The 15,909-nt window shown below is 31.5% G+C and carries 16 protein-coding genes and 1 tRNA gene; 15 read left to right on the forward strand and 2 right to left on the reverse strand.

The window, feature by feature from the left end; genetic code table 11:
• Positions 1-252: 252 nt before the first annotated feature.
• The 5 genes from selD to JJD95_RS16605 all read left to right on the forward strand — a co-directional run bounded on the left by selD (position 253) and on the right by JJD95_RS16605 (position 5,563).
• Positions 253-1,281 carry a selenide, water dikinase SelD gene (selD, locus tag JJD95_RS16585; RefSeq protein WP_291644130.1) on the forward strand — a complete coding sequence of 343 codons (1,029 nt, stop codon included), beginning with the start codon at positions 253-255 and terminating at the stop codon, positions 1,279-1,281.
• A 29-nt stretch (positions 1,282-1,310) separates the two neighbouring features.
• Entirely contained in the window at positions 1,311-2,693 is a 1,383-nt protein-coding gene (gene selA / locus JJD95_RS16590; protein WP_291644145.1) for an L-seryl-tRNA(Sec) selenium transferase, read from the forward strand.
• Positions 2,694-2,710: 17 nt separating this feature from the next.
• Positions 2,711-4,621, forward strand: coding sequence for a selenocysteine-specific translation elongation factor (gene selB / locus JJD95_RS16595; RefSeq protein WP_291644131.1), 1,911 nt, complete (start codon positions 2,711-2,713; stop codon positions 4,619-4,621).
• A 55-nt stretch (positions 4,622-4,676) separates the two neighbouring features.
• A tRNA-Sec gene (locus tag JJD95_RS16600) sits at positions 4,677-4,773 on the forward strand.
• Between the two features lie 157 nt (positions 4,774-4,930).
• Positions 4,931-5,563, forward strand: coding sequence for a CAP domain-containing protein (locus JJD95_RS16605; protein WP_291644132.1), 633 nt, complete (start codon positions 4,931-4,933; stop codon positions 5,561-5,563).
• 69 nt (positions 5,564-5,632) lie between these two features.
• On the opposite strand, the gene JJD95_RS16610 is transcribed toward JJD95_RS16605, so the two are convergent.
• A complete protein-coding gene (locus JJD95_RS16610; protein ID WP_291644133.1) occupies positions 5,633-6,049 on the reverse strand; it encodes a hypothetical protein in 417 nt (138 codons plus the stop codon).
• Positions 6,050-6,098: 49 nt separating this feature from the next.
• Positions 6,099-6,356: a hypothetical protein gene (locus JJD95_RS16615; protein ID WP_291644134.1), complete on the reverse strand. Its 258-nt coding sequence runs from the start codon at positions 6,354-6,356 to the stop codon at positions 6,099-6,101.
• 326 nt (positions 6,357-6,682) lie between these two features.
• On the opposite strand from JJD95_RS16615, the gene JJD95_RS16620 reads away from it, so the two are divergent.
• From JJD95_RS16620 to JJD95_RS16665, 10 genes are all read left to right on the forward strand, one after another.
• Complete coding sequence (locus JJD95_RS16620; RefSeq protein ID WP_291644135.1) at positions 6,683-6,985, forward strand: hypothetical protein; 303 nt, start codon at positions 6,683-6,685, stop codon at positions 6,983-6,985.
• Positions 6,986-6,997: 12 nt separating this feature from the next.
• Positions 6,998-8,038, forward strand: coding sequence for a V-type ATPase subunit (locus JJD95_RS16625; protein ID WP_291644136.1), 1,041 nt, complete (start codon positions 6,998-7,000; stop codon positions 8,036-8,038).
• A gap of 36 nt (positions 8,039-8,074) precedes the next feature.
• Positions 8,075-10,042, forward strand: a complete 1,968-nt coding sequence (locus tag JJD95_RS16630) for a V-type ATPase 116kDa subunit family protein (protein WP_291644137.1) — start codon at positions 8,075-8,077, stop codon at positions 10,040-10,042.
• A gap of 62 nt (positions 10,043-10,104) precedes the next feature.
• The gene (locus JJD95_RS16635; protein WP_291644138.1) at positions 10,105-10,530 is read left to right on the forward strand and encodes an ATP synthase subunit C; all 426 of its coding nucleotides are present in this window, start codon (positions 10,105-10,107) and stop codon (positions 10,528-10,530) included.
• Positions 10,531-10,545: 15 nt separating this feature from the next.
• Complete coding sequence (locus tag JJD95_RS16640) at positions 10,546-10,854, forward strand: V-type ATP synthase subunit F (RefSeq protein WP_291644139.1); 309 nt, start codon at positions 10,546-10,548, stop codon at positions 10,852-10,854.
• 40 nt (positions 10,855-10,894) lie between these two features.
• Positions 10,895-11,506 carry a V-type ATP synthase subunit E gene (locus JJD95_RS16645; protein ID WP_291644140.1) on the forward strand — a complete coding sequence of 204 codons (612 nt, stop codon included), beginning with the start codon at positions 10,895-10,897 and terminating at the stop codon, positions 11,504-11,506.
• A gap of 20 nt (positions 11,507-11,526) precedes the next feature.
• Complete coding sequence (locus JJD95_RS16650) at positions 11,527-13,284, forward strand: V-type ATP synthase subunit A (protein ID WP_291644141.1); 1,758 nt, start codon at positions 11,527-11,529, stop codon at positions 13,282-13,284.
• Between the two features lie 30 nt (positions 13,285-13,314).
• Positions 13,315-14,697, forward strand: coding sequence for a V-type ATP synthase subunit B (locus JJD95_RS16655; RefSeq protein ID WP_291644142.1), 1,383 nt, complete (start codon positions 13,315-13,317; stop codon positions 14,695-14,697).
• Position 14,698: 1 nt separating this feature from the next.
• Positions 14,699-15,319, forward strand: coding sequence for a V-type ATP synthase subunit D (locus tag JJD95_RS16660; RefSeq protein ID WP_291644143.1), 621 nt, complete (start codon positions 14,699-14,701; stop codon positions 15,317-15,319).
• A 227-nt stretch (positions 15,320-15,546) separates the two neighbouring features.
• Entirely contained in the window at positions 15,547-15,726 is a 180-nt protein-coding gene (locus JJD95_RS16665) for a hypothetical protein (RefSeq protein ID WP_291644144.1), read from the forward strand.
• Positions 15,727-15,909 lie beyond the last annotated feature (183 nt).

The raw sequence follows: 15,909 nt of genomic DNA on the forward strand, positions 1-15,909 counted from the left end.
AAAAGTGAACTATGAAAATGAATTGAAACTTATTTTATCAGCAATATTATATAAAAAAATCTGCGAATCACAAATAGTAATAGTAATTTATAATTTTAAGTTAAATTAGTGCTTTTAAAAAAAATCATGCTTCAGCTCTGCAAATTTATAGATAAGGTAGACATAAAGTAACTAATGGTATAAAATTATTATGAAGATTTAATAATAACAAATAATTTTATCTATTAAACATGATTATAAGGAGGCGGCAATATGGAAAAGAGACTTACAGAGCTTTCAAAAACATCTGGCTGAGCAGCTAAAATAGGGCCGGGTGCCTTAGCAAAGATATTAGATGAATTGCCTAAAATGGTAAATGAGAACTTAATTGTTGGGATTGAAACTTCTGATGATGCAGCGGTATATAAACTAAGTGATGAAATAGCAGTTATTCAAACTTTAGACTTTTTTACACCGGTTGTAGATGATCCTTATACCTTTGGACAAATAGCAGCAGCAAATTCATTAAGTGACGTGTATGCTATGGGAGGGAAGCCGACCTTAGCACTAAATATAGTATGCTTTCCTAATTGTTTAAATATAGATGTACTTGGGGAGATTTTAAAAGGTGGTGCAGATAAAGTAATAGAAGCAGGAGCAATGGTAATAGGAGGACATTCTGTACAGGATGATGAACCTAAATACGGTCTATCGGTGATGGGAATAGTGCATCCAGATAAGGTGTTAAAAAATCATGGCTGTAATGTAGGAGAAGTATTGATTTTAACGAAACCCTTGGGTACTGGTATAATTAGTACAGCAATTAAAGCTGAAATGGTATCAAAAGAGGCTTATGATATTGCGGTTAAAGTTATGAGTACATTAAATAAATATGCTGGAGAAATTATTATAGAACATGAGATAAGTGCTTGTACGGATATAACAGGTTTTGGGATAATGGGACACTGCTATGAAATGGCTAGTGGGTCAAACGTAAGCCTTAAATTATTAAAAGATCAAATACCATATATAAAAGAGGCTAAAGAATATGCAAAGATAGGTCTGGTTCCTGAAGGCAGTTATAATAACAGGACATACTTAGAAGGAAAATATGAGTTTAGGAATGTACCAGAATGGTTTGAAGATATTTTATTTGATCCTCAAACTTCAGGCGGGCTTTTGATATCTTGCACAAAGGCAGAAGCAGAAAAGCTTATGAGTAAGTTAAATAAATTGGAATTAAAATCAAAAATTATTGGAGAAGTAATACCTTTGCAAGATAAGTATATAATTGTAATCTAACTAAGAAAATAAATGCTGGGAGATTAATTATTATGAATATAGAATTACTAAGAAATTTACCTAAGATAGATGAACTACTTCAAGAAGAATCAATAAAAGAGCAGTTAGGCAATAATATTAGAGGGCTTGTAGTAGATTCAATAAGAGAGACTATAGAATCATATAGAAATGCAATCCTAAAAAATGAAATAGAATCATTTACAAAAGAACAGGTAATTATTGATTCAATTAAATTATTAAATAAAAAGAACAGTCCAAAACTTAAAAAGGTTATAAATGCTACTGGAATTGTAGTGCATACAAATTTGGGAAGATCTCTTTTATCTAAAAATGCTATTGAACAGGTAATTAACGTTTCTGGAAATTATAATAATCTCGAATATGATATAGAAAAAGGTAAAAGAGGATCTAGATATTCACATATAGAAGACATTCTAATTAAAACAACTGGTGCAGAGGCTGCAATGGTGGTAAATAACAACGCAGCAGCGGTAATGCTTGTGTTAGATACACTTTGTAGGGAAAAGGAAGCTATAGTGTCTAGAGGGCAATTAGTGGAGATTGGTGGTTCCTTTAGAGTTCCTGAAATTATGAAGTTTAGTGGAGCTAAATTGGTAGAAGTAGGTACCACTAATAGAACTCATTTATATGACTACGCAGATAATATTACTGAAAATACAGGAGTAATGTTAAAAATACACACTTCTAATTTTAAAATTATGGGATTTACACAGGAAGTATCTATAGAAGAGTTAGTAAAGCTAGGGAATGAAAAGGGTATACCGGTAGTTGAAGATATAGGAAGTGGAGTCTTAATAGATTATGTTAAATATGGACTTCAATATGAACCCACAGTTCAGGAAAGTATAAGAAAAGGACTAGATGTAGTAACGTTTAGTGGAGACAAGATGCTAGGAGGTCCTCAAGCTGGAATTATAGTGGGCAAAGCTAAATATATTGATAAAATGAAGAAGAATCAGTTAACTAGAGCGCTTAGAATAGATAAAATGACTTTGGCAGCTTTAGAGGGTACGCTTGTGCATTATTTAGAAGAAGCAGAAGCTATTAAAAACATACCAACACTAATGATGCTTTTGTGCCCAATTACAGAACTTAAAAAAAGAGCACAAAAACTAAAGAGAAAGCTCCAAAATAAAAGGTCTAAATTCACTTTTATGATAGATGTTGATTATTCAATGGTAGGTGGGGGCTCCATGCCTACTGAGAAAATGGAAACATACGTTATTAAAGTAAAAAGTGACATTTTTACAGCACAGCAAATAGAAGAGAGATTAAGGATGAACAAAGTAGCTATAATTGTAAGAATTAATAATAACGAAGTGCTTATGGATCTTAGGACTTTATTCCAAGAGGATTATGAAATTATTACTGAAGCTTTTAGTGAAATGTAAAAAAGGGAGCTGTTTTAATGAAACATATTATTATAGGTACGGCAGGCCATATAGATCATGGAAAGACAACTTTAATTAAAACATTAACGGGTAGAGAAACGGATACTTTAAAAGAGGAAAAGGATAGAGGGATTTCTATAAATTTAGGATTCACCTATTTTGATTTGCCCTCCGGAAGAAGGGCTGGAATTATTGATGTTCCAGGTCATGAAAAATTTATTAAGAATATGTTAGCAGGAATAAGTAGTATAGATGCGGTGCTCCTTGTAATAGCAGCAGATGAAGGGATTATGCCTCAAACTAGAGAGCATTTTGAAATACTACAATTATTAAATGTTAAAAAAGGAATCATAGTGCTTACAAAAGCAGATCTAGTGGACCAGGAATGGATTGATATGATCACTTCTGATATCGAGGAAGAATTTAAAGGTACATTTTTAGAAGATGCACCTATTCATGCAGTATCCTCCAAAACTAAAACGGGATTTCAGGGGCTTATTTATGATATAGACAAAATTACAGAAGAAGTGGAGGCTAAAGATACCGAAGATCATTTTAGGTTACCTGTGGATAGAGTGTTTTCTGTAAGTGGATTTGGTACGGTAGTAACTGGAACAATAATAAGTGGAAGAGTGCAGGTAGGAGATACTGTAGAAGTATATCCATCAAAAGTAGTTACAAAGGTTCGGGGTATTCATATTCATGATAAGCCTTGCGGGTTTGGAGAAGCAGGACAAAGATGTGCTATAAACCTAGCTAATATAAAACTAAGTGAAATAAGCCGCGGAAACGTAGTTTCTAGGGTAAACATAATGGAGCCTTCTTATTCAATAGATTGCTCGCTGTATTATCTAAAAAGTGCAGAAAAACCACTAGTTAATAGGCAGAGAGTTAGATTATATCATGGAACAGATGAAATTCTTTGTAGAGTAGTTATACTAGATAGGGAAGAGATAGCGCCAGGAGAAAATGCTTATGTGCAATTAAGACTAGAGCAGCCAATAAACGCTCAAAGGAATGATAAATATGTCCTTAGAAGCTATTCGCCCATGTATACTATAGCTGGTGGAACTATAATTGAACCATCTGCGGATAAGGCTAAAAGGTTTGAGCAAAAGTACATTGAAGATCTTAAAATCAAAGAAAGTGGGGAAACTGAAAACATTTTAGAAAATACTCTTAGTAAACTAAGTGGAAACTACCCAGATGTTACTATAATTTTAAAAGCATTAGGTAAAAATGAACAAGATATAGAAGAGAAATTACAAACACTAGTAGAGGACAATAGGATAATAAGGTTAACAGCCTTAGATAAGACAATATACATACATAAGAATTTTATAAGGCAAAAGATAGATGATATCGAGAAAATTTTATTAGTGTATCATAATGAAAATCCGCTTAAGGCTGGAATGCCAAAAGAGGAAATAAAAAATAAAATTTTCGGAAAAAATATAAAGCAAAAAACCTATGACGAAATATTAATGCTTTTGCATACTAGAAATGTTATAAAAATTCATGAAAAGAATGTATCTTTATATGATTTTAGGATACAATATACAAGTGAGCAGGAAAAATTGAGAAATACCATTATGAAGGCTTACCATGAAGGGTGTTACAATACCCCTAAGTATAATGACTTAGCAACAAGCGAAAAGGACAAAAAGAATTTTAAAATGGTGTTTGATTCGCTTATGGATAATGGAGAGTTAATAAAAATAGCCGAAGATTGTATTTTTACAAAAGAGCATTATGAAAACTCAAAACAAATAGTATATAATTACATTAAGGAAAATGCTAGCATATCTGCATCCACAGCTAGAGACGTATTCAATACAAGTAGAAAATTTTCAGTAGCTCTTTTAGAGCATTTTGATGGTATAAAATTGACGAAAAGAGTAGAAAATGATAGGATATTGTATAAGTAAAGTTAAAAAGTTGTTGAATATAGTAATAAGATATGCTATACTTAATACTGTTAATGGGAGTAGATAGGTGCTGGTGTGCCTGCCAGTCTTCAAAACTGTGTTGTCGTGCTAATACCACGATGGGTGTGTTCGATTCACACATATTCCCGCCAATTAAATAGACATATTACGGCCTAGATACATAATTTTATGTATTCTGGGCCGTTTTTATTTTTTGTAGAATTTGGTTGGATAGAACTTAATTTAAGTGAAACAATATATTAGTATGAAAGTAAAACTATAACTATAATATGAAGGGAGAATCATAAAATGAATAAAAATTTAAAAGCTATATTATTATCTTTAGGTATTTTAACATCAACGTTTGTAGGTTCTATTGCATCTGCTCAAGTTTTTCCTACTTTTAATTACACAGTTAAATCTGGTGATAGTTTATGGAGAATATGTGAGAAATATAAAATTGGAGTATCAGAGATTATAACTGCTAATCCTCAGATTGCTAATCCTAACTTGATATACCCGAGTCAAATAGTAAAAGTACCAAATTTAGCAGAAGTTAAGACAATAGAAAAGCAAGTAGCGATAATGGTAAACACTGAAAGGGGAAAAATAGGTCTCGCTCCTTTAAAACTTAATTGGCAACTATCAAGAGTGGCTAGATATAAGTCACAAGATATGATAGATAAGAAGTATTTTTCTCATCAATCTCCAACCTATGGTTCACCTTTTGTTATGATGAAAGATTTTGGCATTAGATTCAGTGCTGCAGGAGAGAATATTGCTTACGGTCAGAGAACAGCAACAGAAGTAATGAATGGCTGGATGAACTCCCCTGGGCATAGAGCAAATATTTTAAGCAAGAACTTCACTGAGATAGGCGTGGGTTTAGCTAAGAAGTCTGATGGTACGTTATATTGGACACAGATGTTTATAGGAAGATAATGATATTTAACATATTGCGGTAAAAAATATATAAAGCACTCAAAATCTATTATTTGAGTGCTTTATATATTATATATTTTCTGTTCTTTTATGGTTGTGCTTTTTTATAATCTTTGTAATATAGCGAATTAAATTATATAACACAGTGTAAACAAAAAAGAATGCTATAAATCCCCATAAACCTGCCACTATATCTAAAAATTCCATATTGCCGCTTTTAGTAATCTTCTGCATTATCTCGATAGCAAAAACAATAACTATGAGCACTGTAAATGTATATATAAAAGATAAAATAGAAATACTGTATTTTGACATAATCTTAAATAGCTTATCAACTACAATATAAATAAACATACCAACTATGCCAATAACAATAAAATGAAGCTCTTTGTCACTTGAATGCGTTCCAAATGATGGAAAAACATTTGTCAATAAATCGTGTAATTCATTTATGATTGCAACAATAAATTTTAGAATTTCAACCATTAATACCCCACCCCCATAAACATTGACTTAAATCTTAATAAGTAAATATCTAAGCTTCTTTTGAAGCCTCTTCAATAAATTCTATTCCATTAAGCTCAATTTTATAATTTCCTCTGTCTTCTTGTTTTTTTATAAACTTTTTTATAATTAGAGATTCGAGAGAAGCTTTAAATAATCTAATATCACCTTTGCCCTTGCCTAAATCAATTCCTAACTTTATTTTTGCAACACTTTGTGGGGATGAAGCTCTATTTTCATATAGATATCTTAATGTGTTAGCTTCAATTACTTTTATATCATCCTTCATAATGACCTCCTTAAAAATTCATTTCTTATTAGTACATCATTATACTATACCCCTTAAATAATAAAAAGGAAAATCTTTATTAAAAGTAGATATATATTAGGCACAAATAAGAGATATACGCAGTTAGAGTTAGCTATTGCAAAATATATTGAGTTAACGGTCGTTTACATTCCACAATGGTTATATTATGACTGAAAACGATTTAGACAACATTATTTTAAAAGGATATAATGAAAGGATAGTTATTATTGATAACTATAGAATAATATGGAATTATATATTGAATTTAAATTACCAATATTGGAGGTGAGGTTTTGGAATTTGCAATGAACAAAATAATGAGTATAGATAAGGATGCTGAAAATTATAGGAAGGGAATATATGAACTGCTAAAACAAAAACAAGGCGAACTCGAAACTACAATAGTGGATATGAGAGATGCATTTCAAGAAGAGTCTAAAAATATTAAGAACGTTATAGCAAATGAAAAATTATTAGAGGCGGAGCATAAAGCTGTAAATATAAGAAAAGAGAAAGAAGAAGGATTAAATAATATTAATAAAAAATATCAAGGTAATAAACTAGAGCTTATAGATGAAGTATTTAATAAAATAATAAAGTCACTATAGGAGTGAAAATATATGGGAAGTGTTGTTAAGTTTAGTGCTGTAAATACTAAAGTGAAGGCTATGTTGGGAAAGATGCTTAGCACTGCTCAGTATTTAAAATTACTTGAGTGTAAAGACTTTAAAAGTGCTGTTAAAGTAATAAAGGAGGAAACTAATTATGGCAAACTTTTTGCAGAATATAACTTAGAGAATATTCATAGGGAGAATCTAGAGATCGTTTTGGATAGGCACTTTATAAGTATTTATAGTAAATTTATAAATTATTTTGATGGTGAATATAGGAAACTCATAAAAGCACTATTCCTAAGATGGGAAATAGAAGATTTAAAGGTAATTATTAGAGGCAAATACTTAGGACGTAGTGGAGGCGAAATTGAAAGTAAGCTAATTGCAAGAAGTCCATTAAATACAATAAAATATGACTCTTTATTAACACTTAAGACTGTAGAAGATGTAATAGATGGACTAAAAGGCAGTATTTATTATAAGCACTTAAGAAATTTAGTCGATGTCACAAGTGAAAAAGGACTTTTTAGGATTGAAACAGAACTTGACTTTGTTTATTTTTCATCTATACGGCGCGAATTAAAGAATTTAGATGCTGAAAATCAAGCAGTGGTGAGTAACATTATAGGAGTAGAAGCAGATCTTTTAAATTTAGGATGGATATATAGAGGGAAGACTTTCTACAAAATACCTCCAGAGGAATTATTCAATTATATTATATTTAATGGTTTTAAGCTTTCAAAGGAGGATCTTAGGAATCTTTGTTATATAAATAATATGGAAGAGTTTCATGACATAATAAAAAAAACACCTTATGCATCGTTATATGAGAAAGATGATCCTAATGTTATAGAAAAGCGACGTAGGGAATTTGAAAAAAAATATTTTAAAAAGTTCCTTACACAAAACAAGACTAATATCAGCGTGGTTATGGGTTTTCTTATGTTTTATAGAATTGAAACCAGAGATATTATATCTATAATAGAACAGAAAAGATATAACATTGATATGAATGAAGGTATAAATTATATATCTGTCACGTTATAAATTTTAGATACAAAAGAAACATAGGAGGTGATGTTTGTGGCTATAGAAAAAATGCATATGGTTAATTTAGTTGGGGCAATTACAGATTTTGATAAATTAACTAAAATGTTAGCAATAGAAGGCTGTATGCAGCCAGTAAGTGCGTTGCAAGAAATAAATTCATCAGACTTTGTACTTAAAACTTCCGTGGATAATATAGAAGCTTTAATGGATGTAAACTATATAAGACCATACTTATATGATAAAGATTATAATATAAGTTTAAAACAGATTGAAAAACTTTCAGAGATTCAAAAGAATTATGTCATAAATAAGGAATACAGCAAAAAGATGATTTTTGATTTTGATAGGGTAGAGTGTGAATTATCTGAAGTATATGACGAATACATGGTTTTGAACACTAAATTTGAGGATTTAATACAAAAGGAACAAGATCTTAAGAATACTTATGATGCTTTGGAATTCTTAAAGAGTGTATCTATTCCAATTGAAGAGATTATCACTATGAAGAATTTTAAAGTTGGGTTATACAAAGTTCCTGAGCAAAACATGCTTAAGCTAAAAGCAAATTATGAAAATATACCTTCAGTAATTGAAACTGTGAACAAGGGAAAAGACTTTGTTATGTTCATAGCATTTACACCAATACTCTTAATAGCAGAAACTGAAAGAATTTTTAAATCTGCAAATTGTGAGGAAATTTTCATGCCTACTCATTATAAAGGGATTCCGAGGGAAGTTACAGTAGTTGTGCAGGAAGAAATAAATAATGTTAAAAATTCTACAGTTGCAATTAAAAAAGAAATTCAAGATTTTCTAAACGATAATTATGAAACTATAAAAAATCTAGAAAACAGTTATGAGCTAGAGAGAAAATCCGAGGGAATAAAGAGGACAGCAGCTTGCACAAATGAATTTTTTTATCTTTCAGGGTGGATACCTAAAAGTTTTATGGATAGGATTTATAAGTTATTGCTTGGTTTTAATGATAGAATATTAATTATTAAAAAAGAGCCTAATCAAAGAACTAATAAAGTTATAACTCCACCAACAATGCTTAAAAACAATAAATTGTTCAAACCTTTTGAGAGCATGGTTTATATGTATGGGGTTCCTAGCTATGATGAAATTGATCCAACTACGTTTATGGCAATAACATATATTCTAATGTTTGGAGCTATGTTTGGAGATGTAGGGCAAGGGTTAATATTACTTTTAGCAGGTTTCCTTATAAATATGAAAATGGATAAGAGCAATATGGGCGGTATTTTCCAAAGACTGGGATTAAGTTCTGTAATATTTGGGTTTCTATATGGAAGTGTATTTGGATCTGAGCAAGTAATTTCGGCCCTTTTAATTAGACCAATGGATAATATTAATGATGTATTAATTGGCGCTATAATATTTGGAACTGGTTTCCTCCTTATAGGTTTTGTACTAGGAATTACCAATAGCCTAAGACGAAAAGATATAGAACGAGGTTTTTTTGGCAAAGAGGGACTCGCTGGTTTTATGTTCTATATTGGAGCTTTAATACTAATAGTATCTATAATTTATGAAACTCCTCTATTACCAATAGGAATTTGGATAGTATATTTTATTTTCTTTTTGCTTCTGATATTACTAAAGGAGCCACTAGCTAATATGATTTTAGGGAAAAAAGTATTATTTGAAGCTGGCGCAAAGGACTATTTTATAGAGTCAAGTTTTGAGGTGGTAGAAACACTACTCGCTATGTTTTCTAATACACTTTCATTTATAAGAGTAGGGGCATTTGCCCTAAATCACGTGGGGCTATTTATGGCATTCTCTGCCTTGGCTTCAATGACTAAAAGTGGATTTGCTTCAATACTAATACTTATACTTGGAAACGTGATAATTATATGTCTTGAAGGGCTCATAGTATTTATACAAGGATTAAGACTAGAATATTATGAATTATTCAGTAAGTATTATGAAGGTGGCGGGGTTGATTTTGAACCTGTGAAGATAACGTTTAAGTAATATATATTAACAAACTAAGGGCTTATATTTATCAAAGAGATATTGGAGGAGGAATAATAATTATGACTATATTATTAATGTTAACATTTTGTGTTGTTATAGTGACAATTACTTACGGAGTGGTAAAGCAAAGTAAGATTGATATTTTGGGTAAACAAAAAATTAAAAAAGCACTAAAAATAAACCTAGGTGTCTTTATACCAGTAATGACAGGAGCACTTATTGTGAATATTCCAAGTGTAGCAAATGCTGCAGGAACAGTTGCAGCAAATCCAGCCGCTGGTCTTGGATATTTAGCAGCGGGGCTTTCCACAGGTCTTGCAACTATTGGTGCAGGATATGCTGTTGGTGCAGTTGGTTCGTCAGCTTTAGGTGCTGTATCTGAAGATCCTAAGATACTTGGAAAAACCCTTATATTTGTTGGTCTTGGGGAGGGTATTGCTATATATGGACTTATTATATCTATAATGATACTTTCAAAATTATAATTTTAGGAGAGATCTATGAGAAGCTATTTAATAAGTGATAATGTTGATACATTTGTGGGTATGAAGATGGTAGGAATGGAAGGCGTTGTTCTCCATGAAAAAGAAGAAATAATAGAAAAAATTGAACAACTAAAAAACAACAATGAAATAGGGATAATAATAATAACAGAGATAATTGCTCTTTTAATTCCAGATGAAGTAAATAAAATTAAATTGTCAAAAGAAAGACCTCTTATAGTAGAAATTCCGGATAGGCATGGCTGGCGTAAGGGTAGCGACTCTATATTAAGATATGTTAAAGAGGCTATAGGACTTAAAATATAATCATATACTTTTAGTATATGAATTTACAGGAGGTTAGGCTATGACCACCATTGAAGATAAGATAAGTTTATTTTCTAAAATAATATATGACAAGGTAAATGAAGAAAAAAATGAAAAGGTAGAGGCTTTGAATAGTGAAATTGAAAAAAAATTAGATGTAGAAAAAGAAAAAATAGATGAACTAAGACGAAATCTCCAAATAGAAGTTACAAAAAAATCTAATTCTAAAGCAAATGGTATAGTGGCAAAAGAAAGGCTTAATAAGCATAGAGAAATTTTATTTCTAAAGGATAAGCTCATTTGTGATACTCTAGAAAATGTACGTAAAAAGCTTGTACAATTTGTAGGTTTACCGGAATATAAATTATATTTCATAAATGCGCTGCAAAAAACATTAAAGGAAATAGATAAGGGAAACTACTATATTGTTGTACTTAAAAGGGATAACGAAAAATTTAACAGTGACATCCAGGCTGTAATCAGTGAATACCATAATTTAAATGTTAAAATTTTGATTTCAGAGGTAGACTTTATAGGTGGTGTAGTTGTAAAAGATTTTGAAGGGAAATTTAAAATAGATAATAGTATAGAGTCAAAATTACAGGACAGTAAAGAATTAATAGGTGTTAGAGTTATGGAAATGCTGGCGTAGGAATCAGGGAGGGAAAACACATGGAAGGAAATATAATAGGAGTAAACGGGCCAGTTATAAAAGCTGAGCACATGAAGGGCTTTAAAATGAGAGGAATGGTTATGGTTGGCGAGAGGAAGCTTATCGGTGAAATTATAATACTAGAAGAAGATAACGCAACTATTCAAGTTTATGAGGAAACTAGTGGACTTATGATAGGTGAACCTGTAATTTCAACTGGTAGTACTCTTTCTCTTAAACTTGGACCAGGAATACTTGGAAACATATTCGATGGGATTCAGAGACCACTAGAGAAAATAAATGAGATATCCTATGGATTTATACCAGAAGGTATAGGGCTTATTTCTATAGATGAAGAAAAACTTTGGGATGTGGATATTACAGCTGAGGCTGGAGATGAATTAAAAGAAGGGGATGTATATGCAACAGTTCAGGAAACTGAATCTATTGTCCATAAGCTAATGGTTCCACAAGGGTCCTTTGGAACTGTAATTTCGGTAGAACAAAATGGAAAGTACAATATAGAAACTACAGTAGTTGTGCTTAAGCAGGGTGAAACAAATCATGAACTTAAGCTTTATCAATATTGGCCTGTAAGAAATCCAAGACCAGTAAAAGAGAAAAAAACTATTTTTAAACCTCTTATTACGGGGCAAAGAATAATAGATACATTCTTTCCTTTGGCTAAGGGCGGAACATGTGCTATTCCTGGAGGGTTTGGCACGGGGAAAACTATAACTCAACATCAGCTTGCAAAGTGGTCTGATGCTGATATTATAGTGTACATTGGCTGTGGAGAAAGAGGAAATGAAATGACAGAAGTTTTAGAAGAATTTCCAAAACTTATAGACCCTAGAACGGATTTACCTCTTATGAATAGGACTGTGCTTATAGCTAATACGTCAAATATGCCTGTAGCTGCAAGAGAAGCAAGTATTTATACCGGTATAACTATAGCAGAATATTTTAGGGATATGGGATATCATGTTGCTATAATGGCAGACTCCACTTCAAGATGGGCAGAGGCACTACGTGAAATATCTGGAAGACTTGAAGAAATGCCAGCTGAAGAAGGGTATCCTGCATATCTGCCTTCAAGAATTGCAGAGTTTTATGAAAGAGCGGGTTATGTTGAAAATTTAAACGGCAGCGAAGGTTCTGTTACTGTAATTGGTGCAGTGTCCCCTGCGGGCGGGGATTTTTCAGAACCTGTTACTCAAAATACAAAAAGGTTCGTTTCTGTGTTTTTAGGGCTAGATAAAAAATTAGCTTATGCAAGACATTATCCAGCAATAAACTGGTTATCTAGTTATAGTGGATACTTATCACTTTTAAAGGATTGGTATGAGGAAAACGTGGCTGAGGATATATTTGGGTTAAGAGCAAAGATGCTTAAGCTTTTATATGAAGAAGATAAACTTCTTGAAATAGTTAAACTGGTTGGCGAGGACGTGCTTCCTGATGATCAAAGGCTTATTATAGAGGTAGCCAAGTGCCTAAAAATAGCATTTTTACAACAAAATGCTTACAATGCTATCGATGCTTTTGCACCTTTAGATAAACAGTATAAGATGCTTAAAGTTATAGAATCCTTATATGATAATGGTAGGAGAGCGGTAAAAGTAGGAATACCTATTTCTATTATAATTGAAAAGGAGTTAATGGAAAAACTTTATAAAATGAAATATAATGTGCCAAACGATAAGCTTTCGCTAATAGATGAAATAGAGCAGGAATTGGTGAATTATTTTGATGGACTTATAAAAAAATATAAATAAGCTGGGTATATACTTGTAAGGAGGTCCAATATGAAAAAAGAATATCTAATGTTAAATAAAATCCAAGGACCTTTAATTATACTTTCTAACGTGGAAAATGTAGCCTATGATGAAATCGTTGATATATTGGTTGATGGAAAGTATAAGAAAAAAGGAAAGGTTGTTCAAATTCATAAAGATAAGGCCATAATCCAAGTTTTTGAAACAACAACTGGAATGTCAGTGGATAATACTTCAGTACATTTTAAAGGTGAATCATTTAAAATAGCGGTTACAAAGGATATATTAGGTAGAGAATTTAACGGAATAGGTGAAGCAAAGGATAATGGTGGAGAGGTTTATTCTTCAAAAAAATATGATGTAAATGGAAGACCTATGAACCCAGTAGCTAGAAGATACCCTAGGGACTATATACAAACAGGGATTTCGTCTATTGATTGCCTTGCTACATTAATTAGAGGACAAAAGCTTCCGATATTTTCTGGGAATGGTATTGCTCATAATGAGCTAGCAGCACAAATCGTAAGGCAAGCAAAAATTTCCGGTGATGCGGATGAGAATTTTTGTATAGTGTTTGCAGCTATGGGCATAAAGTATGATGATGCAAACTTTTTCAAGAAAAGCTTTGAAGAAGCGGGAGTGCTTGAAAAGGTGGTTATGTATATAAATTTAGCAGAGGATCCTATAGTGGAGAGAATAATAACTCCAAGATGTGCTTTAACTGCTGCAGAATATTTAGCCTTTGAAGAGAATATGCATGTACTTGTAATACTTACTGATATGACAAATTATTGTGAAGCTCTTCGAGAACTTTCATCCTTAAAAGAAGAAGTGCCAAGTAGAAAGGGCTATCCAGGATATTTATATTCGGATTTAGCGTCGCTTTATGAAAGAGCTGGGATGATGAAGGGAAAAGAAGGAAGTATAACACAAATACCTATATTAAGTATGCCTAATGATGATATAACGCATCCTGTACCAGATCTTACAGGGTTTATAACTGAGGGGCAAATTGTTTTAAGTAGAGGTCTTCAGCACAGAGATATATATCCACCAGTTAACATCCTACCATCGCTTTCTAGACTTATGAAAGATGGTATTGGCGCCGGATTTACTAGAGAAGATCATGCAGATGTGTCAAATCAAATATTTGCAGCTTACTCTAGGGTACAGGACGTAATGGCCCTATCTCAAGTTATAGGAGAAGATGAACTGTCGGAAATAGATAAAATATACATGGATTTTGGTAGAGCGTTTGAGGAAAAGTTTTTAAAACAAAATTATGATGAAAACAGGGATATGTCAGAAACTTTAGATTTAGCATGGGAGATTCTTGGTATATTGCCTAAAAATGAATTAGATAGGGTTTCACCTGAGATTCTAGATAAATATTATAAAAAAGTGGTAGAGTAATATGGAGAATTTTGCACCTACTAAATCTACGTTAATGGCTGCCAAAAGTTCTTTGGATTTTTCTAAAAAAGGCTTTGAGTTATTGGATAAAAAAAGAAATGTGCTTATAAGAGAAATGATGTCTTATGTTGATAAGGCACGTGAACTTCAAAATCAGGTAAATATAGTTTTCGGAAAGGCATACAAAGCTCTAGAATATGCAAATATAAACACTGGAATAATAAACATAGAGGACATAGCTATGGCAGTAGAAGAGGCTAAAGACTATGAAATTTTATTTAGAAGTGTTATGGGAGTAGAAGTTCCTAAAATTATTTTTGAAAGAAGAGATATAGAGCCGAAATATGGGTTTTATAGAAGTAGTGCTTCCATTGATGAATCAATGAAAGAGTTTAATGGAGTTAAATATTTAACCTACGAGCTTGCAGAAGTAGAAAATGCCGTGTATAGATTAGCTATGGAAGTAAAGAAGACTCAAAAGAGAGCCAATGCACTTCAAAATATACAAATTCCTAAATATGAGGGAATAGTGAAGTATGTTACAGAAGTTTTAGAGGAAAAAGAAAGAGAAGATTTCTTTAGGCTTAAAATAGTAAAAAAGAAACATAGAAAAGAAGATTAAAACTAAATCCAATAAAAGAATATTCAAATTATTCTAAATGTGTTATAATAGTTTTATAAGAGAGGGAGGACAAAAAAGGAAAAATATATGGAAAATTAGTATTAGTAAACGAAATGTTGAATTCCAAGAAAGCTTTAAGTTAAATAAAATTACAGTTTAGTTTTAAATGATATATGTAAAGTATAGAATTATGAACAAAATTTTAAATAAATAATAAGAGGTGGAATATGGAAGAATATAGAGGTTACGCAATTGAAGTTATAGAAAACAATGAGAAAGAATATCCATTTAGGGCAGTAGCAAGAAAAGAAGAAGAAGAGATTAAACATAAAGGACATAGTAAACTACAAGCAATAGATCTTGTTAAAGAGACCATTAATTTGGCAATATCTAGAAATAACAAATAAAAACATTATTTGAAAAAAACTAAAAAAGTATTGCACATTGGAAATATGTATGCTATTATTAAGAAGTTGAGATTGCAAAATCAGCAACAACAAGATTTAATATGATTAAAACATTACCTTTTTAGGCATATAAAGTAAATCAGCTCTTAAATCTTAATATAATTAAAAAGGAGAAATGTTTAA

It is taken from the genome of Clostridium sp. (genome assembly GCF_016650035.1).
Classification (GTDB): domain Bacteria; phylum Bacillota; class Clostridia; order Clostridiales; family Clostridiaceae; genus Clostridium_AD.